The 24,483-nt window shown below is 33.0% G+C and carries 21 protein-coding genes and 2 tRNA genes; 3 read left to right on the plus strand and 20 right to left on the minus strand.

The genetic code is table 11. The features are described 5' to 3' along the window. Positions 1–65 precede the first annotated feature (65 nt). Entirely contained in the window at positions 66–2,858 is a 2,793-nt protein-coding gene (locus ACSUE0_RS00960) for a type I restriction endonuclease subunit R (RefSeq protein WP_436955645.1), read from the minus strand. A 361-nt stretch (positions 2,859–3,219) separates the two neighbouring features. Here ACSUE0_RS00960 and ACSUE0_RS00965 point away from each other — a divergent pair, with 361 nt between their 5' ends. Next, on the plus strand, positions 3,220–3,345 hold the full coding sequence (locus ACSUE0_RS00965; RefSeq protein WP_436955647.1) for a hypothetical protein: 126 nt from the start codon (positions 3,220–3,222) through the stop codon (positions 3,343–3,345). Between the two features lie 106 nt (positions 3,346–3,451). On the opposite strand, the gene ACSUE0_RS00970 is transcribed toward ACSUE0_RS00965, so the two are convergent. Continuing rightward, entirely contained in the window at positions 3,452–3,862 is a 411-nt protein-coding gene (locus ACSUE0_RS00970) for a carboxymuconolactone decarboxylase family protein (protein ID WP_436955649.1), read from the minus strand. Positions 3,863–3,993: 131 nt separating this feature from the next. Further along, positions 3,994–4,875 (minus strand): LysR family transcriptional regulator, encoded by an 882-nt coding sequence (locus ACSUE0_RS00975; protein WP_436955651.1) that lies wholly within the window; start codon positions 4,873–4,875, stop codon positions 3,994–3,996. Positions 4,876–4,991: 116 nt separating this feature from the next. On the opposite strand from ACSUE0_RS00975, the gene ACSUE0_RS00980 reads away from it, so the two are divergent. Further along, positions 4,992–5,768 (plus strand): 3-hydroxybutyrate dehydrogenase, encoded by a 777-nt coding sequence (locus ACSUE0_RS00980; RefSeq protein ID WP_436955652.1) that lies wholly within the window; start codon positions 4,992–4,994, stop codon positions 5,766–5,768. A 50-nt stretch (positions 5,769–5,818) separates the two neighbouring features. Here ACSUE0_RS00980 and ACSUE0_RS00985 read toward each other — a convergent pair whose 3' ends face one another. The 16 genes from ACSUE0_RS00985 to ACSUE0_RS01060 all read right to left on the minus strand — a co-directional run bounded on the left by ACSUE0_RS00985 (position 5,819) and on the right by ACSUE0_RS01060 (position 21,397). Further along, a complete protein-coding gene (locus ACSUE0_RS00985) occupies positions 5,819–6,055 on the minus strand; it encodes a hypothetical protein (RefSeq protein ID WP_436955654.1) in 237 nt (78 codons plus the stop codon). A gap of 234 nt (positions 6,056–6,289) precedes the next feature. Continuing rightward, positions 6,290–6,550, minus strand: coding sequence for a hypothetical protein (locus ACSUE0_RS00990; protein WP_436955656.1), 261 nt, complete (start codon positions 6,548–6,550; stop codon positions 6,290–6,292). 53 nt (positions 6,551–6,603) lie between these two features. Further along, entirely contained in the window at positions 6,604–6,846 is a 243-nt protein-coding gene (locus ACSUE0_RS00995) for a hypothetical protein (RefSeq protein ID WP_436955657.1), read from the minus strand. A 14-nt stretch (positions 6,847–6,860) separates the two neighbouring features. After that, positions 6,861–7,127 carry a hypothetical protein gene (locus tag ACSUE0_RS01000; protein ID WP_436955659.1) on the minus strand — a complete coding sequence of 89 codons (267 nt, stop codon included), beginning with the start codon at positions 7,125–7,127 and terminating at the stop codon, positions 6,861–6,863. Positions 7,128–7,523: 396 nt separating this feature from the next. Further along, entirely contained in the window at positions 7,524–8,003 is a 480-nt protein-coding gene (rlmH, locus tag ACSUE0_RS01005; RefSeq protein ID WP_436955661.1) for a 23S rRNA (pseudouridine(1915)-N(3))-methyltransferase RlmH, read from the minus strand. 791 nt (positions 8,004–8,794) lie between these two features. Further along, on the minus strand, positions 8,795–9,595 hold the full coding sequence (locus tag ACSUE0_RS01010) for an MBL fold metallo-hydrolase (protein ID WP_119603690.1): 801 nt from the start codon (positions 9,593–9,595) through the stop codon (positions 8,795–8,797). Between the two features lie 457 nt (positions 9,596–10,052). Continuing rightward, positions 10,053–11,990 (minus strand): right-handed parallel beta-helix repeat-containing protein, encoded by a 1,938-nt coding sequence (locus ACSUE0_RS01015; RefSeq protein ID WP_436955663.1) that lies wholly within the window; start codon positions 11,988–11,990, stop codon positions 10,053–10,055. Between the two features lie 14 nt (positions 11,991–12,004). After that, positions 12,005–13,444, minus strand: a complete 1,440-nt coding sequence (locus ACSUE0_RS01020; protein WP_436955665.1) for an MFS transporter — start codon at positions 13,442–13,444, stop codon at positions 12,005–12,007. 195 nt (positions 13,445–13,639) lie between these two features. Beyond that, positions 13,640–14,422, minus strand: a complete 783-nt coding sequence (locus ACSUE0_RS01025) for a two-component system regulatory protein YycI (RefSeq protein ID WP_119613328.1) — start codon at positions 14,420–14,422, stop codon at positions 13,640–13,642. Then, positions 14,423–15,760: a two-component system activity regulator YycH gene (gene yycH / locus ACSUE0_RS01030; protein WP_436955667.1), complete on the minus strand. Its 1,338-nt coding sequence runs from the start codon at positions 15,758–15,760 to the stop codon at positions 14,423–14,425. Further along, positions 15,750–17,582, minus strand: a complete 1,833-nt coding sequence (gene walK, locus ACSUE0_RS01035) for a cell wall metabolism sensor histidine kinase WalK (RefSeq protein ID WP_017723693.1) — start codon at positions 17,580–17,582, stop codon at positions 15,750–15,752. The genes yycH and walK overlap by 11 nt, the downstream gene beginning before the upstream one ends. Positions 17,583–17,594: 12 nt before the next feature. Then, positions 17,595–18,296, minus strand: coding sequence for a response regulator YycF (gene yycF / locus ACSUE0_RS01040; RefSeq protein ID WP_017723692.1), 702 nt, complete (start codon positions 18,294–18,296; stop codon positions 17,595–17,597). A gap of 541 nt (positions 18,297–18,837) precedes the next feature. Next, the gene (locus tag ACSUE0_RS01045; protein WP_436955670.1) at positions 18,838–20,244 is read right to left on the minus strand and encodes a DHA2 family efflux MFS transporter permease subunit; all 1,407 of its coding nucleotides are present in this window, start codon (positions 20,242–20,244) and stop codon (positions 18,838–18,840) included. A 393-nt stretch (positions 20,245–20,637) separates the two neighbouring features. Beyond that, positions 20,638–21,087 (minus strand): winged helix DNA-binding protein, encoded by a 450-nt coding sequence (locus tag ACSUE0_RS01050; protein ID WP_119613331.1) that lies wholly within the window; start codon positions 21,085–21,087, stop codon positions 20,638–20,640. 152 nt (positions 21,088–21,239) lie between these two features. Beyond that, a tRNA-Asp gene (locus ACSUE0_RS01055) sits at positions 21,240–21,312 on the minus strand. Positions 21,313–21,322: 10 nt separating this feature from the next. Next, a tRNA-Glu gene (locus ACSUE0_RS01060) sits at positions 21,323–21,397 on the minus strand. A gap of 298 nt (positions 21,398–21,695) precedes the next feature. On the opposite strand from ACSUE0_RS01060, the gene ACSUE0_RS01065 reads away from it, so the two are divergent. Beyond that, positions 21,696–22,910, plus strand: a complete 1,215-nt coding sequence (locus ACSUE0_RS01065) for a macrolide family glycosyltransferase (protein ID WP_436955672.1) — start codon at positions 21,696–21,698, stop codon at positions 22,908–22,910. Positions 22,911–22,999: 89 nt separating this feature from the next. Here ACSUE0_RS01065 and ACSUE0_RS01070 read toward each other — a convergent pair whose 3' ends face one another. Next, the gene (locus ACSUE0_RS01070) at positions 23,000–24,283 is read right to left on the minus strand and encodes an adenylosuccinate synthase (protein ID WP_119613333.1); all 1,284 of its coding nucleotides are present in this window, start codon (positions 24,281–24,283) and stop codon (positions 23,000–23,002) included. Between the last annotated feature and the right edge of the window lie 200 nt (positions 24,284–24,483).

Below are 24,483 nucleotides of genomic sequence, written 5' to 3' on the forward strand. Positions count from 1 at the left end.
CTTTTCTGTGTACTACATATCAAAACCTCTGCAATATTTATTATCACAAAGGTTTGAAATTATTTCTAGCTACTATATTTTTCTGTGACTTCTTCTATAAATGATGTAACAGCTTTTTTAGTTTGTCGTTTTTCTCTAAGTTTTTTGTTTCCAACGAGATCTTTCAAGTGATCTTGATTCACAATACCACTATATTCAAACTCACCAGTAAGTGTCTTGAGTATTTGCTCATCAACGGCTTGTTGATGTGCAAAATCATTAAATTCTTCTTCGCGTTTCGCTTTTTCAAACAATAGATAAGCTTCATCAATGTTATCTTCTTCAGATAACTTAGGTATCACTTCATCAATAAATTCACGAATTAAATCACGTTTTAAACGTAGTGTTGGATCGTCAGCGTTGTCTAATATACGTCTAATTTGTTCACGATTGCGCTGCTGTTCTACTTTATCTTTCAAATCAATTTGGCGAACTAAGTCCATGATATAGGACACATTTATCATATCATTACGTAAGATTTCTATCTCAAAATCAATGTCATTTAAGATAGATACTTTTTCAACTTCACCGCGTTTTGGCTTCACTTCATCGTATATTGCAAAGTATTTACTCTTGTAGTCTTCAAATTCTTGTTCATCCATACCAATATTTTCTTTTGTAAAGTCAAACTCATCAAAAGCTTTCAATCTCAGTACAAGTTTTGAAACTAAACGGAAAGCTTCCACAAATGCTTTTTTCTCATTTTCATCTTGGACATTATCCATATCTTGTGGTTTTAGGGCAATAGACTTCAATTCAGCTAAAGCATCTACAAATTCAGATTGATACTCATCAAAGTTTCTCATTAATACACGATCTGTATCATCTGTCTGAGAGAAAAGTTTTAATGCATTATCTGTATTTCGTTTCAAATCACGATAATTGACGATTTTTCCAAATGGTTTGGTTTCCTTTTCTACACGGTTTGTACGTGAATAGGCTTGAACCAAGTCGTGATATTTTAAGTTCTTATCTACGTATAATGTATTTAATACTTTACTGTCAAAGCCTGTTAAGAACATGTTCACTACAATAAGTACGTCGATTTTATTACCTTTAACGCCTTTTTTAACATTTTTAGAGATATGATTAAAGTACTCTTGGAAAGTATCCGTTGAGAAATTTGTTCCAAAGTTATTATTATAATCTTGCATAATTTCTTCTAGTTTATCTCTAGAATGTGCCTCATCTACATCTCCTTCTTTGCTTTCCTCATTTGCTGCATAAGAAAATACGCCTGCGACTTTTAAAGGATGTTCATAGTCCTTACTGATCTTTTTAAACGTATCATAATATTTCACAAGTGCTGGAATACTCTGAACGGTTAATATTGCTGAATACTGTCTATTTCTTGTATATTTATCTTGATTTTCTGTAATATGTCGAGCAATGAGTTCAACACGTTTATCTGCCATCCACACTTCATCTTTATTAATATCTTCAACCATATCTTCTGAATCTGTATTTATATTTTGAGCTTTAAATGTATTAATATAATCTACTGAAAAGCCTAATACATTGCCATCATGAATGGCATCTTTAATGAGATATGAGTGTAAGCATCTCCCGAAAATGTCAGCAGTACTTCGGCCGTCTTGACTTTGATTTTCTTCAAAGCGAGGTGTTCCTGTAAAACCAAAGTACTGTGCATTATTAAAATGTTGACGGACAATGCGATGCATATCACCGAATTGACTACGATGACATTCATCAATAATAAAGACTACTTTGTCTGTCTTATATTGGTCTAAGGCTTCAGCGTTATTTTGAATGGCTTTAGACATTTTTTGAATCGTCGTAACGATAAGCGGCAAGCTTTTATCTTTTAACTGTTTAACAAGTTGCGACGTATTGTTCGTCTTATCTACTGAACCTTTAGAGAATTTATTAAACTCCTCTTCTGTCTGGCTGTCTAAATCCTTACGGTCGACAAGAAAGATGACTTTTTTGATATCGTCTTGCTCTGATAATACTTGACTCGCTTTAAATGAAGTTAATGTTTTACCACTACCCGTTGTATGCCATATATAGCCATTATTATTCGTTTCAGTGGCTTGATGTATTAAGGCTTCGACAGCGTGGACTTGATATGGACGCATCGCCATAAGAATATGATCTGTCTCATTTAAAATCATATAACGTGAGATCATTTTAGCTAAATGACAGGGTCTTAAAAATGTATTAGTAAAATCACTCAATGTATTGATGCGTTTATTATCTTTATCGCTCCAATAAAACATATGACTCTTTAATATTTCACCATCATTATTTGAAATATAACGTGTTTCAATACCATTACTGATAATAAACAATTGTATGTAACGGAAAAGACCTGTGTAGTTTTGTTTTCGATAGCGCATCACTTGATTAAATGCTTCATTGATGTCAATGCCACGACGCTTAAGCTCAATTTGAGCTAGTGGTAAGCCATTAACTAAAATGGTAACATCGTACCTTGCTTTATATGTATCATCGACGGACACTTGATTAGTAATTTGAAATTTATTTTTACACCAATTTCTCGTATCTAAAAATGATAAATACACTTCAGACTCATCATCACGTTTTAAAGGTAATTTATCACGTAGTATACGTGCACTTTCAAAGATCCCCTTACCATTAATCATCGTTAATAAGCGTTGAAATTCTTTATCTGTTAGTGACTCTCCATTTAATTTCTCGGCATGACGCTCATTTAAAATCGAACGGAAGTTATCTAATAGTTGTTGTTCATCCCTAATTGTTACAGTTTCATAACCATTTGATTTCAGCTGTTCCATCATTTCAGTTTCTAACGCAAATTCACTTTGGTATACCATAACATCCCACCTTTATATCTATTACTACTAATTATAATATACAAATAGATTTAGGTGGTGTGATTTTTTAATTTTTATTAATTATTCAGTGACAATAAGTACTGTAATATTAATGTAAGTTATTTATTAACCTATAAATTTCAAGAAATAGTACATTTAGAGGTTTTGTCATGAGGAATTAATGATTATACTTAGGCAATAAAATTATAAAAAAGGTAAAAGTAGGAAAGATATATGATAAAGACAATTATTTAGTAAAGCCACTGATAAAGAGAAGCTTATCAAAACCGCATCACTATATGATACGCTTCTGCATATCGGCTGGTGATGCGGTTTTAAAAAAAGACTAACTATAGTAATCATGAAACTACTAATTGCTGGCAGTCGCGTCGTAATATTCACAATAGGATTTATCGTTAAACCAATACTCGACCCATGGAAAAACAAAACAATCAAACGCACTGAAGACAGTTATTTAATGAAATAGTCAAATTATGTATTAAAATAATCGCCCAATCCGTAGAACAGAACTACAGGATCGGGCGATTTTTGGTTGTATTAATGTTTTTCTTTATAAAATAATATACACTCTATTATTGTTCTACTTTAGACAAATATACTTTAATCTCTCTGTCTTCGAATACTTTTTGAGCAACTGTTAACGCATTTAATACACGTGGAAAACCCGTATAAGGTATTAAATGTGTAATCGTTTCTATGATTTCCTCTGGAGCCACCCCTGAAGTCAATGCTGTATTGATGTGTAATTCTAATTGAGGCTCGGTTCCTTGTGTTACAAGTGAAGAAACCGTTACTAAAGCACGTTGTTGATTAGTTAAACCGTTACGTGAATAAATGTCTCCATAAGCAAATTCAATAATATATTTTGAAACGTCAGGTGCTATATCTTTAAGATTGTCAGCTATTTTTAAATGTGTTGAACCTGTCTCTGCGGTATATTCCATAAGTTTATCCATACCTTGTTGGTATTTAGTTTGATTCATAATAAATCGCTCCCTAATAGTAATTGCTAGCTTTAAATTTTTTCCTGTGAACGATTACTAATATAACTCTGATATTATTATTTGTTAAATATATAAATATCATAATTTCTATAACTAAAAGTTATAACAAACTAAAGACCATTTTCTAATATATAATCGATTAGTGCTCGTGTTGCATGTGAACGATATCTATCTTTTTTAACGATAAGACCCACTTCCCAGTAAATATACGGTTCAGTTATAGGTACTGCAGTGATTTTATCATAGTCGATTTTGCGTTTTAATGATTCTGGAAAGAAAGTCACGCCTAAATTATTTTCTACCATGTCTTTTATAAAATCCCATTGTGCACTTTGATACGCAATATTTGGCTTAAACCCGGAATTATTACACTCTTGTATAATACGATCATGCATCGTAAAATCTTCTGTAAATAAAATAGTCGGTTCATTCTTAATATCCGTTAATGCAACTTCCGAACATTGCGCTAAAGGATGTGACTTTTGTAGATATAACATCAATTTATCTGCAGTCAATTGAAAGACATCGAATTTTGTTTCATCGACTGGTAACATAACAATGCCACAATCTATCTCACCTTCATCTACTAAACGTATAACTTTATGAGTACCTTCTTCTATTAATTCTGTTGTTAAATGTGGATACGCCGAAGAGAAGCCTTTTATCATGCTAGGAAAGAACATAATACCAATTAATGAAGGTAAACCAATCTTTATATTTCCACTTTTTAATGAACTATTATCTTCCAAATTCGATGTTAAAGAGCTTAATGTATCAAAGATTTTGAGTCCGTGATTATAGACAATTTCACCTGAATCTGTAAGTTTAACTTGTCTATCTGAACGGTCTAATAACTCGACATTCAATTCTGATTCGAACGCTTTGATAGTCTTACTAAGTGCTGGTTGAGAAACATGTAATTGTTGTGAAGCCTTAGTGAAACTACCCAGTTTGGCTACTGTCATAAAATAGTTAAATTGACGGATTTCCAATTTATTTCACCCCTCTTTATAACTTTAAGTTATAGATTTCATTATTAATATTCATTTTACTTATCAACATTGTAGAAGTAAACTAAAATATATAGAGAAAATATGGAGGGGTTTCGATGTTAAAAGATAAAGTTACAATTATTTCAGGTTCTGCTAGTGGTATTGGTTTAGAAATCGCTAAAGAATTTTTAAACCAAGGTGCAAAAGTAGTATTCACAGATATTAATAAAACTAATTTAGACAACGTCGTGCGTGACTTTAAAGATAAAGGGGTTGACTGTATCGGTATTCCAGCAGATGTTTCGAATGAAGATGATGTCATAAATCTTGTCGAAGAAACTGAAAAACATTACGGTCGTATAGATGTTTTAGTAAATAACGCAGGCTTACAACATGTCTCAAATATTGAGGATTTCTCAACAGCTAAATTCAAACAAATGATTGATATTATGTTAGTGGGTACATTCATCATGACGAAACATGTATTACCTATTATGAAAAAACAACAATTTGGTCGCATCTTAAATATGTCTTCTATTAATGGTGTTATCGGATTTTCAGGGAAATCTGCATATAATAGTGCCAAACATGGGATTATCGGTTTAACAAAAGTCACTGCTTTAGAAACTGCAGAAGACGGTATCACTGTAAATGCCATATGTCCAGGTTACATTGATACTCCACTTGTTCGTGGTCAAATGGAAGACTTAGCCAAAACAAGAAGCGTAAGTGTTGATCAAGTACTTGATGAAGTATTATTTCCAATGATTCCTCAAAAACGACTTGTCGACATTCAAGACGTTGCAAACTATTCCGTATTTATTGCCAGTGATAAAGCCAAAAGCGTAACAGGTCAATCTATCTTAATAGATGGTGGATATACAGCACAATAATAAAAAACTCAGGCTGGGACATAATGTGTCTCCGCCTGAGTTTTTTCATTTCATACATTATAAAATAACTTAATTTCTTGAAAACCTTTCAAGAATTCTTCTTTACTGTAATCATTTTCTATAGCATAAAGCAACATGTTCCATAATCCACCTACATTAAAAGATAACATCATATATTCATCATTTAAATTATGCTGAAATTTTCCACTTGTAGATTGATGTACATTGAAAATATGATGATTAAACTCGTTTAGTAAGAACAGTTGCTTATTTTGTTTCTGAAGCATTCATATATAGGAGCGGTGTAATCAATAACAGTATATGTATTATCTAAAAATTTTAAAATAGTTTTTGATTCATTAATATCATTCGCATATACTATTTCAATATTTTCAAAATTATGAATATAGTTAGATTGATTTTTATTTAATAGTAGCTTAATAAAACTACTAATTTCTTTGTTATTACGTATCCTGGATTCTAGATTTATTGTTTTACCTTCATAATCTTCTTCTATAGTTTTAGAAATATTCCATATTAGTTTCTCTTTTCACCAATGTTTGTTCAGGATCATAAGAAATAATTAACTTTTTATCATTTTCTTTAATATAAGAATAAATTTGCTCTAACTGATGAGGATATTTACGTTGAGCTTCATCAATCATATAGATGTCAGCATCTAAAGATATAAACGCTTCGTTTGCCTTTGGGGGATATATCTTCCAATCATGATCTTTTATTAAATCTAGCTGTCCGTCATTCAACTCAGCACCACAATGCATTAAGGCAACTTTCTTATCAATTTTTAAACACTCTTTGTAAAAATCATAAAGAATCAAACTTTTTCCGCAACCAGGCTAACAATTGAGTCATCATTACTCAAAAATTGGATTAAACATTTCTTTGTTTTAACTTGTTCGTCATTTAAAAAATACTTTCCTTCTAAAAATTCTTGAGTATTATTAAATGGAGAAATAATAAATTTTTCTGGTCTAAATAACTCTTCTATATTTATAAATAATTTATTTTTTAAGTTCGAACATTCGCTGATAAATTCTTCTATATTTATTTCTTGCAATAAGTCCTCTTCATTTAATTTATATAATTTATTTTCCGATGATAAAAATCCATACTGTAAAAGTGTATAATTACACTCCATAAATAAAATTTATTTCTTTTTAATTGATCTTCTATTTCTTTTTCCGTGGTATCTCGTGATTTAAGTTCAATGTTAATAATATGTGTTTCAGTAAATCTTAATAAATCAAATTCTCCTGTTAAATCTTGAAACGAATATCCAAGGATATAACCCATAAATAAGTTACTATTTTTTTCTAATTTTTCATTTAATAATGCCACAAATTTTTTTATATCTTCAATTTCTGTTTTTTCAAAGACATATTATTTTTATTTAAGTAATCTTGAAAAAATTTTTTATTTGAAAAATTGATAACAGTTTTTAGTGATTGGGTAATCATATACATTCACTTCCTTTAAAAAATTATTAATCAATATTTTATACACTTCGTACTTTTCACAAAATCAAAGATGATAACCTATTTTCATGAGTTCAAAAGTTAATACTCCTCCACCATAATTACATCCTTTTACTGCAGAAGATGTAAGGATAAAAGAATTTTAAAAATATATTTTATATCCAATAGTTTATCAGCACCTTTGAATTTAACTCTATGAATTGTATCAATGAATGTTACATTAGTTGCATTTTGAATAATTTAATAAAAACTATTATTATCATTTATGATACGCTTCTCCTCGCATAATCTTAAATGCACGGTAGATCTGCTCTATCAATATGACGCGCATCATTTGGTGTGGGAAGGTCATTTTACTGAAGGATAATGCATAATCACTACGGTCTAGTACATCTTTATGTAAGCCATTAGACCCACCAATAATAAAAGTGAAGTCGCTTTGGCCACGTGTCATGCGACTTTCTATTTCTTTAGCTAAGCCTTCTGATGTCAGCATATTTCCTTTGATTTCCAATGTTATGACTGTAGACTGAGGTTTTACTTTTGCTAGTAAACGCTGGCCTTCTTTTTCTTTCACTTGTTCAACTTCTTTCTCGCTCATATTTTCAGGTGCTTTTTCGTCAGGAACTTCTATAACTTCAATTTTGGAGTATGCTCCTAAACGTTTTTCATATTCTGCGATTGCTTGTTTCCAGTATTTTTCTTTTAATTTACCTACTGTCAGTATTGTAATCTTCATAATTGCCCTCCAAATTCATAATAAACAATAGTTATTAGAGTTATCCACAAGTTATACACTTATTCACACTATTCCCTCTTATTATAACAGGAATGTATATCATTATTTAATAATGTTTACGTTTTCTAAACAAAAATACGTTAATAACATGTTAATTTGTGGATAACCCTGTGTATAATGTGGGTATTTCTATGTTAATTGTGCACATCTCTGGATAACTATGGATAAAATAGTGGATAAGTTGATGGATGTCTTACATACTTATTCACAAATTTTACGTTTTCTTCATAATTTCCACCTATAAAAACCTTTTATTAGCTAAGTTATCCACTGTTTATAATTATGCTCTAACTGTATATTGGTTTTCAATTAAGACACAGGGATGTATGACCAGTAAAATTTAGCAATACTAGTCTTACACATAATAAAAAACCAATATCTCAAATTGTGATATTGGTTAGGTTGTTATTACAACACAAATCAGACTAATGATTTATCAATAATCACTAGTCCTCCTTAATTAATTTGTGAACTTATTTATAGATTGCAACATTCCTACGTAATACTTTATTAAAATCAGCTACGCCCCAACATCATATTAAATCTCAACTAATTTATGAAATCCCTTTAATTTCAATTAAAACTTACTACTAAAAACTAGCGTTGGCCTTACTTCTAATGCATTAAAAACTGCTAAACTTTTTAGTAAATTCTACTTTCTCGTTAAGATTACATACTCTCACGCTAATGCATTAAAAAGCGCTAAGTCTCAAAATTGAGACCAAGCGCTTTTATAAAGTGTATATCGGTGTAGCGTTTGCTTTATCTGTATCGCACAACAATACTTCGCGTTGTGTGTCGATGTCGTGTTCATTTAGAACTTGTCCGACGCTCATGCGAGCAAGATCTTTCATGTTGTTGTCTTGAGATAAGTGAGATAGGTAAATGCGTTTAGTGCTACCTGTGATGACGTCTGTCATTGCGTGTGCTGCGTCTTCATTAGAAACGTGTCCCATGTCGCTCAAGATACGTTGTTTTGTCTTCCATGGATAACCACACATGCGTAACATATCTACATCGTGGTTACTTTCAAAGACGAATGCGTCACTGCCTTGAATCATACCTTTCATGCGATCTGAAACGTAACCTGTATCTGTTAAAATCGTAAATTTCTTATAGTTATTATGGAATATATAAAATTGTGGATCGATGGCATCATGTGAAACGTTAAACGATTCGATGTCGAAGCCAGCTAATGATTTCGTTTCATATGGATTAAAGATGAATTTTTGATCCATTGGAATTTTACTGTCTTTCTTTTCGATGGCTGACCATGTTTTTTCATTCGCATAAATAGGCAGGTTGTATTTACGTGCTAATACGCCTAATCCTTTAATATGGTCTGAATGTTCATGAGTAACTAAAATGCCGTTTAAGTCTTTAATCTGTTTATCAATTTGTCCAAAAAGTTCTTCCATTTTCTTCCCAGTCAATCCTGCGTCGACTAAGATACTGCCTTTATCATTTTCCACATAAGTGGCGTTTCCTGTACTACCACTCGCTAATACACTCATACGTATCAAGCGATTCACCCTTTCTAATCTGTAAAAACTGTTTAGTAATATATTGTTATAGGGCAGACTTCGGTTTATGTGCCGTCAATATACCCTCTGTCTAAAATTTTCGTTGCTCTTGCTATTAGGAGCACTGCGCATAGCTAATGTAACATCATGCATACGACTACAATCACAGAATTTAAAAAATCCTGTCTCATAAAATTATTATCTCTTTTCCGCTTCAACTTATCGCGAATTTTACGCTTTTATTATACTATATCGCTTTATTTTTTGCTTTTGTATAACGCTAATCAACAGTATTTAATTTTAACATACTTTATGGATATTTCATCTGAATAAAATTGGAAAGGTTTGTTAATCGTTTTTCAATTCATAAAAATAAAAGATTCGTCTCCTACACAATGTAGAAAACAAACCTTTTACGTCACGCTATATAGTTATATAACTTTCTTATTTCTTGAAGTGAACTCTATTATTTTGTATTGTTTTTAGTCCAAATTTTCACTTTGTTATTTCCAGTAGTTAACGTTTGAAGTGGACCTATCATAGACTCATTTTCTCTCAAATCATCATTTAAATCTGTGTTGAGTGTTAATGAATTGCCATTTTCATCTTCAAAGTCTGCATCAACAATACGTACTTTAGGTAATGTCTCGGTATCATATACTTTCCCTTTAAATTCAATAAATGATTCTGGTAAAGAGATATTTAAATACACATCATCTCCTTCTTCGATTATTGATAAATTGGGGTCAACACTTTCATCTATAAAATTACGCTCTTCTCTATTAAATTGATTCGCTTTATTAAAATATGCATTATCTTCAATATAAACTGGTTGTTTTATCTTATGGAATGATTCATGATCTCCTTCTTCTTTAGCAACCGCTTCTTTAAATTCTGATATTGACGTGTTATAACCATTATAAATTTCAGTTCCAACATTAGGTATACCTTCTTGTCCAATAAAGATGTTGTTATAAAATCTATCATCTCCACCATAAACTGGTGCAAACCCTGCTATTAATGTACTGTGTGGTACATGGTATGGCGTTGCTCTATCCAACATTAACCTATGTACTATTTCGCCATTAATAATATTATTAACGTAAGCCCCACCTTGGGCATGGTTGTCTAAAGCATAATCCGCAGTTAGTATATTGTTATCTACAATATACGGACCGCTACTTACTTCTACGAACAAGTCTCTAGTATTATCGTTAAATATGTTCTTACTTATTCTTGTTCCTTGTGTCTGCCAATCAAACCACATACCTAGTGAGCAATTATGAACATAATTGTTGTAAACTTGTGTATCTATCGCAGCATGCAACTTGATACCTGCAATTTCATAACCAAAAAATTCTCTCTTATTACCTATATTATAAATATGGTTATTATATATTTTACTAAATGCGCTTCCTAGATGTCCTACTACTGCATTCTGTCCACAATCATGTATTACATTATTTCTAACGATATGTGATCCTATGGTTTCTTTATTCCAATCACTATTGACTGCCTTAAAGACGGTTTCTATTTGATATTGATAACCTGGTTTGTCTTTTCTATAAGTATTTAAATTGTCACCTGTTGAAATTTCTTTACCTATAGCAATCGCACTACACACGGCGTTATAAAGTGTATTATTTTCGATAATCCAGCCTTTACTCCAATGTGTATCAATCATGCCTGTCTGTGCTGCAGTTGGAGGCGACCATTGCGTTGCCACATTCGCAATTTCAAAGTTTCTAATTGTAATATAATTTGTATGCATTTTGAAGGGACGAAATGCGCTTTTTCTAACATTTATTTCTGTTACTTCATTATTTGGGTTAAAGTCATGAAAATTCACATATATCGTTGTTATATCTTTTTCTACTTTTGCGTACCAGACATAGATTGATTGGTCTTTATAGTCATAAGTAACTTGTTTATTTGTCCAATGATCTAGTGTTTCTTCAACTAATTTCGGGTCATCCAACTGTTCATATTCACTTACTTCAAAAAGCGATTGATCGTTTAAATATACTTGTCCTAAACTCTTATCGTTATCGACTGCTAACCAATCGCCAAATAATTTTGTTGCAAATGGGTTAAAATCTTTAAATATCTTGTTATCTATTTCTACTTTCCATATACTGCCATCAATTTGTTGCCATCCTGTTATTTCTTCGGAGCCTTTAATAATCACCTGTTCGTCTTTGGCTGCTTCAAATGAAATTCTTCTAGATTCACTTAATCCTGTGTTTATATGTGTTATTTCTTCGCGATATATCCCTTCATGCACAATAATACTGTCCCCAGGTTGTGCAACTGAAGCAGCTTTATCTATTGTTAAGAATGGTGATTCAACATTACCTAATCCACAATCTGAACCTTTTTTATCTACATGAATATAATTTGTCATAGTAATCCCTCATTTTATTTATATATTTGTTTGTCTCTCATTTCACCTACGTTATTTGTTCTAATTTGTGCTTTTATATGTTTAATAAATTTTTCATAATTCAAAAATAAAGTGAATATCGTTACGATAGTGACTGCTAATAATGGAAAATAAATCTGCATGGATTTTATAGCAAAAATGGTACTTTGTGATTGAACTGAGGCCCCCGCAACATACCCACCTACGGATAGTGACCACCCAACAATTGCAGATTGCAAACCTGAACCAATCTTCATGCCAGCACTTGCTAAACTAAATATTGAGCCTTGTACTGGTACGCCCGTCTTCCAATAAATAATATCTCCAACATCTGCGACAATGCCGCTTAGTGCTGCTGTAAAAGGTACTAAACCTATTCCATGAATAATTAATCCAACGACTAAAAGTATTAAGTTCTCTGAGAATATGCCCATCATAATATACGAAATAATAGATAGAATTAACCCGATGATAATACTATTTTTAATACCTACTTTTTCGGCAAATTGAGGTGCTACTAATAATCCTAAAATGGTAGGTAATAGTGTCGCTACACTCATAATTGCCATTACATTTGCATCATTAAAAATGTACGTTGCGTAATAGATTCTCATACTATTATCTGTCTGTCTCAAATACCACAATAAATATAAGACTATTGTAATAAGGAAATATTTTTCAGTTATTAAAGATTTAATAATTAAACTAAATGGAATACGCTTTGTTTTTTTAACTTCATGATATTGCTTTTCGGCCACATTTCTTTCTTTTACAAAATAACCTGTAACCATTAATGGGATTGCACATAACAACGCGTATATAGCTGAAGTATATGTCCAACCTTGCTGATTATCGCCAAAACTTGTTACAAAATAGACAGTGAAAGTTGTTATACATAACACACTTAAATTAGAAAATATAAAACGTATACTTCCTAGTGAAACTCTATCTTTTTCATCTTTAGTCATAAATGATACTAATGATGAATAAGCAACATTATTTGCTGTATAAAAAATAACTGAAATCAAAAAATATACGATAAAAATATATGCAATTTGACCTGTATAACTAAACGACGTTGGCACATTAAATAACATGAATGTTAAAACGCCCAATACAGGTGCTGTCCAAAAGACCCAAGGCTTGGCTTTACCCATTTTAGTGTTTGTATTATCTATAATACTTCCCATAAAAATGTCTGAAAAACCATCTGCAAAACGACAAAAAAGTATAATAGTTCCAATAACTGAGCCTCCTATACCTACTACATCTGTCATATAAATAATGATAAATGATGCAATAAAAGTCCAACTGTAATTAGCACCAAAATCCCCTACCCCAAATGCAACTTTTTCAGAAGTGCGTAACTTAGTTGAACCATTAACTTGGCTTTCGTCAGCATAAGAACTATCATGCGTACCCGAAATTTTATCCATTGAATTCCCCCTTTGCTAGTTGGTTTGTTTTTTAAATTAACTAACTAGCTTAAGTGAAATATTACCATTACCCTTTGATTTTGTAAACGCTTTCTCATTAATGTTTTATGTCTTACTTCGAGAGATAAAAGACGTTTCTTATTATTTTGGATATAAAAAAACGCACGTCTCTTCAAGAGACGTGCGTTTTTTATATTATTCTTCAATTACTTTCGGGCTGTCTGAGACTGCTTCGACATAGTATGTTTTAATCTTTTCTCCGTGTTTTACTTTAATCTCCCAATTGGCTTCGAGTACTTGCACATTGGGTTCTTTCACAACCGTGTAGTAACCAAGTCTTGCGTTAGTAACTTCATCGTTGCGTTTAAGGTAACGGTTAAAGTAAAGGGCTTCTATTGCGCTTCTCGCCGTATTCACTTGTTTTTTCTCGTTGTTAGCACCTTCTGATGGTGTGATAGACTTCATTGCCGTTTGTTTATAGCTTGAAGCTTTACCATCATTATTTATATTAAATTCTAATCTCGCTTTGTTGTTATTCATTATTGGATAATCATCGTAAGTTTGTTCAAACGTTACGTTTTTGTTGTCTATGTTACTCATTTCATAGTCTTTACCTTTATACACTTTATCTTTGACATATGTCTTTAAGTCGGTGTATTGATCATTGCTGACATCGATAGGACTACTGATGTCACCTTTAGCCATGGCACCTGATTGTTCACTCGATATATCAGAATGCGCTTTAGCATAGGATGAAAAATCAAATGAACGCGCGGTTAACAACTGCATTTTTAAATTTTTAACACTTGGGAGGTTGTCTGGAATTTTAATTTCTTCTTGTTTAAAATCCACAGCATTTTCAACTTCACTATCATTGATATGTGACTTGTTCACCTTATCAATATAGATAATGACTAGACCAATGTTTACTAGAATAAAGACGAAAATAAATAATGTTTTTGTAAGTTTCCAGTTCATTTATTCTAGCCCCCCATCACTGTATGCACGCCATTCACCATCATATTGTACATACCATTGTGGTTTGAATTCACTATTGCGTTGGATTTCAATATCGGTATTATCTGGTTTGTTGTCCATATTGTAGCCAATAGTCATGTTTGTTACTTCTTCAAAGTTAATCTCTGGATTGTTTGCTAACTCTGCACGTACAGTTTCAGCACCAGGTAGTTTAACCTCGTCTTCACCACTATCAATCGTTACATTTGCTTTCAATAGTGCACGTGCATAACTAAAGACGCCTTTATCGCCCCATGATACTTTAATGTTATTAAGATCATCATTATTAAACGTTGGACGACCATTTAAGAACATTTGATATGTCAGTTCACCAGTCTTGTTATCCACATTGAATAACCTGAAATCATCTGTAAAGCCACCGTGATTATTTATATAATCAAAAGTGCTCGGTATACTTTCTTTCATATTAGTAGAACGATTTTCATCTTCTGAGAGATTAGTATAGCGGTATTTTTCACTATCATCACTATAATTGGCAACGCCCGTATTATTATTATATGTTGCGTTACCACTCTTCGAACTACGCACAACGACAGAATCATTAAATAGTATTGCATTCATAGTATCTACACTAATGCGATTATAAATAGTGTGATATGATTTCAAGCCTTTAGGGGCTTTTGGTGCGAAAATATGTGTAGCCTTATCAATCGTATCTTTATTCGTAATAATCTCAGTATAAGGCTGCATATTTTTCTGTTGTTGCTTCATTACCTTTTCAAATTGGCTGAGTTTAGCAGATGTTGTCATACGTACAACGTTATGTCGATCTTTACTAATCGCATAGAGCTTCACTGTACCATCTTTATTATTGTCGACGATTAAGCGATCGAATTTAAAATTGTTTGGCACTTTAGCGTTAATATTCAAGGCTTGACCTAAATAAGTTGCTAGTGGCATATCATACGTAAAATCCAATACTAAAAATTCATCACTAAGATCTGGGATAATTAAGTTATGGTTACTATGCATTTGCTCTGAACGTAATACACGATGATTCTTCAATGGTTTCAATGTTGCTTCTACATTACTTTTTGTCGCTTCCATACCTTTAGAATCTTCACCTTTAGAATGAATTACCTGATAGGGTGTAATCACTTTATCCATTCCTTGATCTAATGGCTTACCTATCGTCTTAGCTTCTGTTTCTTTATTATCTTGTTGCTTATCCACATTGGCTAAATCAGGTGAGAAATTCCAGGTCATATATGTTAAAACCGCACTCATTAATACAAGAAGGATAAGGATTATGGATTTGATTAACTCTTTACTCCGCATCCCAATCACCATCTTCTAAAACTTCACATGGAAGCGTAATAAAGATTGACGTGCCTTGTCCTTCTACACTGTTCGCCCATATACGGCCATTGTGAGCTTCTACAATTTCTTTAGATATAGCTAATCCTAGACCCGTACCACCCATCTTACGCGTACGTGCTTTATCTACACGATAGAAGCGGTCAAAGATTTTATCTACTTTATTGATTGGAATACCAATACCATTATCTTTCACACGAATCGTCATACGATTATATAACGCATTCTGTTTCACGTGAAACTCAACACGTTTATCACCGCGTGAATATTTCATCGCATTGGTAATAACGTTATCAAAAACTTGTGTCATCTTATCTGGATCAATTTCAGTAAAGATGGTTTGTTTTGGAATTTCACGGATGAATGTCGTATCTTTCGCAGACATCTCGTGACGGTTAATGATTTTATTGATAAACATATTAAAGTCGACGATTTCTTTAGTAATTTGATCAGATTCGTTATCCATCTTAGATAATTGTAGTAAATCGTTTACAAGACGAATCATACGTTCTGTTTCTTCACGTGTAACGGATAGGAATTGTGGTGCTAGGTCGTCATCTTTCCACGCGCCACCTTCTAACGCTTCGATATAACTGTTCATCGAAGTCAGTGGTGTACGTAATTCGTGAGACACGTTAGCCACGAATTCACGACGTTCTCGTTCAACTTGTTGTTGTTCAGTTACATCATGTAGCACGGCGATATAACCTGTGACAAAGCCGGTTTCTTGAACAATCGTACTAAAGTTAACTCGAACGATAATGCCTTCCGTCTCATTGATGTCTAACAAGAAACTATCGTTATTCTCTTGAATTTCATCTAATGAGAAATCTTCTTCAAGATTCAATACGTTAAGCATATAATCGCCAATAATATCTTCTTTCATTGTCCCCATCATCGTTAATGCCATGTCATTAACAATACGTATACGCCCGCGTCGATCTGTTGCGATAATACCATCACTCATGTGTGTAATAACGGAATCGAGACGCCGTTTTTCACTTTCGGTATTAGCCTGTGCTTCTTGTACACGTTTAGATAGGTTGTTGAAGGCGAGTGCGAGCTCACCAATTTCATCGTTACCATAAATTTTTACACGTTGCGTATAGTTACCTTTAGACATTTCTACAGTTTGATTCCGCATGTCTGTGATTGGTTTCGTAATTGTACGTGCAATAAAGAACCCTAGGATTACCGTAATTAACAATGAAATCCCTGTACCAACGATAAAAATTTGATTGATATTACTTAACTGGTTATATACGTCATTGATATCTGCTTCGATATAAACGTCACCAATCGTACCATCGTTAGATGTTTTAACAGGTAAGTTATATACCCAGACACGCTGTTTACCATTACCGTAATCTTTTAATACGGTATGGCTATTGATTTCACCTAGCGACAGTGCTTTTTGAATAGAATTATCATTGGCTTTTTGATTTATTAGACTACGGGTAGACTGCTTTGAAGTAGCCATGATAATCTGATCTTTATCAATAAAGCGAATTTCTTCTATTTCTTGTCTATTAGCATACTCATTCAATAAGTTTTGAACTTCTTTTTGAGCATTTACCGAATTATCTTCGTCGTAGACTTTTTCAATATTAATTTCTATTTGTTTCGCATATTGTGAAATATTATTTTTAAATGTTTGTGTTAATTCTTTTTCAAGACTATTCGTAAAATATAAACCGATAATTTGCATACCGATTATAATCAGCAATACATAGACGATAACAAGTTTAGTGTGTAAGGATTGAAAATGTTTAAGCCATTTCATTTAACATAGCCTCTAATCATGTTGTTGGAGGAAATATCCAACACCACGGCGTGTCACAATATATTCTGGATGAGATGGATCATCCTCAATTTTTTCACGTAAGCGTCGAATTGTAACGTCTACAGTACGCACATCACCAAAATAGTCATAGCCCCAAACGGTTTGTAATAAATGTTCGCGTGTCATGACTTGCCCCATATGTTTAGATAAATAATGGAATAATTCGAATTCACGGTGCGTTAATTCGATGTCACCGCCACGTTTTTTAATAGAATAAGCATCTGGATAAATAACGATATCTTTAATAGTAATTTCATTAGATTCGTCGTTAATTTCTTGTGCTGGTTGTGAATAATGACGACGTAAATTTGCTTTCACACGTGCGATTAATTCACGTGTGCTAAATGGTTTTGTCACATAGTCATCGGCACCTAGCTCAAGACCTAATACTTTATCTATTTCTGAATCTTTTGCAGTTAACATAATGATTGGCATTTCATACTTTTTACGTACTTCACGGCAGACTTCCATGCCATCACGACCAGGTAACATAATATCTAACAACACGATATCTGGTTCTTCATCATATATTAAATCTACTGCATCATTTCCATCATAGGCACAAAATACTTCGTACCCTTCTTTTTTTAAATTAAATTCTAAAATGTCAGCAATTGGTTTTTCATCATCGACTACAACAACTTTTCTAGCCATATTTTATAAACCTCATTTCTATATTGTAGTACATTTACATTAAATTCTACGCACATCTCTATAATATAATTTACCATTTATGGCACTTCAATTCTATTTTTCTAAATAGAAAATTAAAATTGTATATTGTAAAATTATAACATTATTGCTATAAAATGGGTACTTATCGATTCATGAGAGATAAATATATTCTAAACAATATTACATTTATGTTCGAATTAATTGCTTGTACAATATCTTCATATCATTCAATCAAAGGTTTTTTGTATCATTATAGTAAACTATTTGCTTCATTATGAAAATTTGTTACGTGCTATTTTCTATATATAAACGAAAATAAAAATGGGAGCGGAACTGAAATCAACAAGCATCAATGGTTTCAAAGTCCCACTCCCCTATATTAGATTGCATTATATATTTCAAATATACAATCAAGTGTGTTCATTGTCGTGCGCTAGTAATGTTAACTTCGCACCATAATCTTACTTTGTGCGGTCACACTTTGACGTGATGATAGTGCTTGCGCATACGTCACAGTGATTTAGATTTTTTTGGGTTGCTTAACCCACAATGACAGGATCAAACCAATCACTGTTAAGGCTGTAATAAAGATGAAAGTGAACTGTATACCATGTGATAATACTACTTCTTGACTCACATTTGGATGAACTGCAGCAAATGATTTCATGGCAGTCGTATAAATAGTGATTGCGATAGCCGTACCAGCAGAGCCACCTACTTGTATCAATGTTGTAACCGTTGCGGATCCATCTGCATAGAGTTCATGTGGTAATTGATTTAAAGCATTGGTTTGTGCTGGCATCATGACCAAGGTGATGCCCATGAAAAAGACGATAAATGCTAAAATAATTGCCCAAACTGGTGTCGATGCTGAAATCGTCAATGCAAACGTTAATGTTGCTATAAACATCAGTAAAAAGCCGATAATTCCAAAATATCTAGCACCAAAACGATCAAATAATGAACCAACCACTGGAGACAACACTAAATTCACTGCATTACCTGGTAATAAAATTAAACCAGCGATGACTGAACTAAATAATAGTGCCCCTTTTAAATACAATGGTAATAATATACCTGCTGATAAAATACATAGAATCGTGATAAATACCATCGCTGCTCCAACGACGAACATTGGATATTTAAAGACGCTTAAATTAAGCATAGGTGAATCTATCTTGAATTGACGTACAATGAAAATGGCTAATGCGATGATACCAATACTTAATGGCAACCAGACGATAATATGTGTGAATGATGCTTCTGCCATAGAACTGAGCGCAAAGATTAACCCTGCAAAACCAAGCGTTGATAATGCGATAGATAAAAGGTCAATTTGGGGTTTAGTAAGTTCTCCTACATTTTCCGTTTTGAACATTGCCATCAATAATACACCTAGGTAGAGTATTGCACTAATCCAAAAGATAAAGTGCCAACTGGATGCTGAAATAATGACCCCTGACAGTGTAGGCCCTAATGCTGGTCCTGCTGTAATTACAAGCCCCATAATGCCCATAACTGCACCGCGTTTTTCAATAGGAAAAATCAGCATCAGTACGGTAACCATAATCGGTAATAACACTCCGGTACCTAATGCCTGAATAATACGACCTAATAATAATAAAGTGAAATTAGGTGCAATTGCTCCAATTAGAACACCGAGTAAAGATAGTAAGATACCTGTAATAATCAGTGATTTAGTACTAAACCATTTGATGAGATATGAGGAAGTTGGTACTAAACATGCCATGACGAGTAGGTAGCCAGTCGTTAACCACTGTACCGTAGCTGCTGATACTTGAAAATCAGCCATAATATCAGTCAAAGCCATGTTGAGTGCTGTTTCACTAAATAACCCCATAAAACCCCCAATCATTAAGACAAGTGCGTACATTTTTGGATTTTTTACATTTACTTGTGTTGCCATTTGATATACTCCTTTTTTATGGTAAACGAAGTATAAGTATAAATGAGAAGGACTGAAGTAACTTTGGAATTGTATGTACTCTTAGTTGTAAAGCGAGCTCGCTCTAATAACTTTCCAATTACTTAATTTAACTTCGTAAGTATGACTTATGCTATATTTCCATGCTTATTTTTTCTATATGTATTATTGTTCCTTATACTCAGTTGTGGCACGATTGTTTATGTACCAGTCCTTTTGTCTAGATAGCGTTGCACAATAACTTCTATAGATTTGAAAAGATTGACCAATTTACTTTAGCAAAACCCAATGATTATTGTCAACTTAGTTGACTAAATTAAACTAAAAAATTTTGAGTATTTAAGCAAAATTGTGCTTTGTTAAATACTCAAATGCTTATTCCGTATTAAAATTCTCTAAATGCCAGTCTTGTTGTAAAAGTTGTTGCAACTGTTCAGTTTGTGAAATCCCAATTACCGAGGCAATATAATCAATTAATTGATGTTTATTGTCTATATATCGCTCGTAACATGCTATACCTGATTTTGTTAATGTTACGCGCTTTTCTTTTTTATTGTTTGGCACTGCTTCAATGTGAACCACTTGTTTGTGCTCTAACTGTTTCACCGCTTTATGTATTGCTTGACGGGTTAGATTAATAGTACGTGTTAATTCTGCTAATGATGGGCTACCATACTTAATGATTGTAATTAAGTACCACTCCGAGCTACTAAAATGAACGTGAGGTAATTGCTGAGCAGTGATATATTCTACTTTTTGTCTCAAATCATTGTGACGATCACTGATGAGATTAATTAAATCTGTTTCCTCTATATATTTATCCATTAGCTATGCTACACGCTCCTTTCATTCACAGTTTTATTTACCCGAATATCATGATATGTAATGCTACTATATATGATTACTTTATTATAGTAGTGCTATAACATTTAACGCTATATACAAAAAAATGCCCATCCTATTGGATGGGCATTATACGGTCTCGACGGGAATCGAACCCGCGATCTCCTGCGTGACAGGCAGGCGTGTTAACCGCTACACTACGAGACCTAAAACAAAATGGTGACTCCTACGGGACTCGAACCCGTGTTACCGCCGTGAAAGGGCGGTGTCTTAACCGCTTGACCAAGGAGCCTCTCTTAAGCACAAAATAAATTATACCAACTCTCGCAGGGGATGACAAGCTATTTTTTAAATTTTATTAGTATAATTTTCTATATTAATTGTATAATGTGTAAATTCCCTGCATATCTCTGAAAAAACTTTTAAATCCGCTCGTTTTTCACTCATCATTTTTGAACATTTCAACCTAAAAAGCCAAACGATACTAGAATAATCTTTAATATAAATAACAATAATTAAAATTAAAATATTTTTTATCAACAATAAATTTTGATAAACTAATAAAATGATACATATTAGGAGGTACTCAATTGGCAAAAGTATTATTTATTAATCCAGGCTCTGCAGGACATGTAAATCCAACCGTAGCCGTATGCAAAACATTAGTTGAAAAAGGTGAAGAAGTTGTATACTATGCTTCTGATCAATTTACAGAAAGACTCAAAGGGACTGGTGTTGAACTTAGAACATTAGATACTGAAGCAATGATGGCTTATTTTTCAGCTTATGGGCGTGATCACCTCTTTAATGTTATGAATGGTTTGTTAAATACTGCAGATTTATTTTTACCAAAGATATTAAAAGATATCGAAGGGGAACATTATGATTATATGATTTTTGATTCTATGTTTGGTTGTGGATATATGTTAGCGCAAAAGCTAGACATTCCTGCCATTTCTTCTGTCACGACATTTGCACATACGAAAGCATCCTTTGACAGATTTACTCAACAATTGGCTACAAATATAACTACTGAAGCTAAAGAAAAAGCGGACAAAGATTTTGATAAACTAAAAGCTCATGTAGAAACAACATATGACGTTACAGTACCTTCGAGATATGAACTGATGAATAATCCTGGTGATTTCAATATTTCATATGTCATGCAAAAATTTCAAATCGACTATACTGCATTTGATAGCAATCGCTATTTCTTTGCTGGTCCATCTGTTATACAACCTCAATCTACTGGTTTTATGTCTGAGATTGACCGCTCTAAACCGATTATTTATATTTCTCTAGGTACTGTTTTTAATCAAAATGTGCCTTTCTTCAATAAATGTTTTAAAGCATTAGCTGATATGGATGTTACAGTCGTTGTCTCAATCGGTCACACGAATGATTTAGCAGCATTTGATGACATACCTTCTAACTTTGTAATTAAATCATTTGTACCACAGACTGAATTGTTACAATACACTACGCTATTCTTAACACATGCGGGTATGAATAGTACCAATGAGGCAATGATGATGGGTGTACCTATGTTAGCCTTTCCGCAAAGTGCAGACCAACCTGTTGTGGCACAACAAATCGAAAACTTAGGTATCGGGCAACAACTAAACTCTGAAACGTTTACAGTAGCACAATTGCAACAAACGATACGATTGATGCTTGAACATTTAACTGATTACCAAAATAATATAGACAATATAAGAAATACTGAAGAGTCTCTACAGCCTGGTTATGACTTAGCTGTGGAGAAAATTTTAGATTTTCGTGACACACACTGTATGCAAAAATAAAGATATATCAAAAAACCTTGTAGCTGCGGTCATTTTCAAATGACTAACTACAAGGTTTTATTTTAATTATGGTTATGTCGTTCTGTTGCTTACCACAATGATTTTAGTAAGTTTGTTTGATTACGATCTGGTCCTACTGAGAAGATTGAAATCTTAACATCACTTAATTCAGAAATACGTTCTAAGTACTTACGTGCATTATCAGGTAATTCTTCTAATGAACGGCAGCCTGTTACATCTTCTGTCCAACCAGGTAATGTTTCAAAGATAGGCTTACAACGTTGTAAGTCTTTGAGATTCGCTGGGTATTCTGTGATTTCTTTGCCATCTAATTCATAGGCGGTACAGATTTTAACTTCTTTAAGACCTGTTAATACATCGATAGAGTTGATTGATAAGTCTGTAATACCACTCGCACGACGAGAATGACGTAGTACTACTGAATCGAACCAACCTACACGGCGTGGACGACCTGTAGTTGTACCGTATTCACGACCAACTTCACGGATATGGTGTCCATCTTCATCAAATAATTCTGTTGGGAAAGGACCGTCACCTACACGAGACGTATAAGCTTTACATACACCGATGACTTTAGATACGAATGTTGGACCTACACCGCCACCGACAGTCACATTACCTGCAACTGGATTACTTGAAGTCACAAATGGATATGTACCATGATCGATATCTAACATAACGCCTTGAGCGCCTTCGAATAAAACTTTTTCTTCTGCTACAAATGCATCGTCTAAAACTTTTGCAGTGTCAGTAACGAATGGAGCTAAACGTTGGCCTGCTGCATAATATGTTTCAAAGATTTCATCAAATGATGGACATGATTTGCCAAACATACCTTCGAAGTATGCACCTTTGTATTCAATATTATCTTTTAATAATCTTTCGAATGTTTCTTTATCTAATAAGTCAGCAACACGAATACCGATACGTTGTGCTTTATCTACGTATGCAGGGCCAATGCCTTTTTTCGTTGTGCCGATTTTATTATCTCCACGACGTTCTTCTTCATATTCATCTTGTTTAATATGATAAGGTAAAATAACTTGTGCACGGTTTGAAATACGTAAGTTATCTGTTGAAATACCTCTTTCATTTAAAGCGTCTAATTCTTTCAATAGTGCGACTGGATCGACAACGACACCATTACCAATAACTGCTAATTTTTCTTTATAAAAAATACCAGATGGTACTAAGTGTAATTTATATGTTTCTCCGCCAAATTTGATAGTGTGACCAGCATTGTTACCACCTGAAAAACGTGCAATAACATCTGCTTGTTCTGCTAAGAAATCTGTAATTTTACCTTTACCTTCGTCTCCCCATTGTGTCCCAACTACTACTATTGATGACATATGAGCACCTCCAAGTTTTCTCGATTAACCATTTCGTATTTTACCAATACACAGGTTATAATGCAAACCAAAAATCGAACATTGATTTTATAGCATTTTCCAAAAGCCACTAAAATAAATCGCGGTTTGATTTACCATTCAAAAACAATCATACCAACGCATAGAAACATTACGCAGGTAAATTAAGACACATACTTATT

The sequence above is a fragment of the Staphylococcus sp. AS1337 genome (assembly GCF_051408735.1).
Classification (GTDB): Bacteria; Bacillota; Bacilli; order Staphylococcales; family Staphylococcaceae; genus Staphylococcus; species Staphylococcus xylosus_B.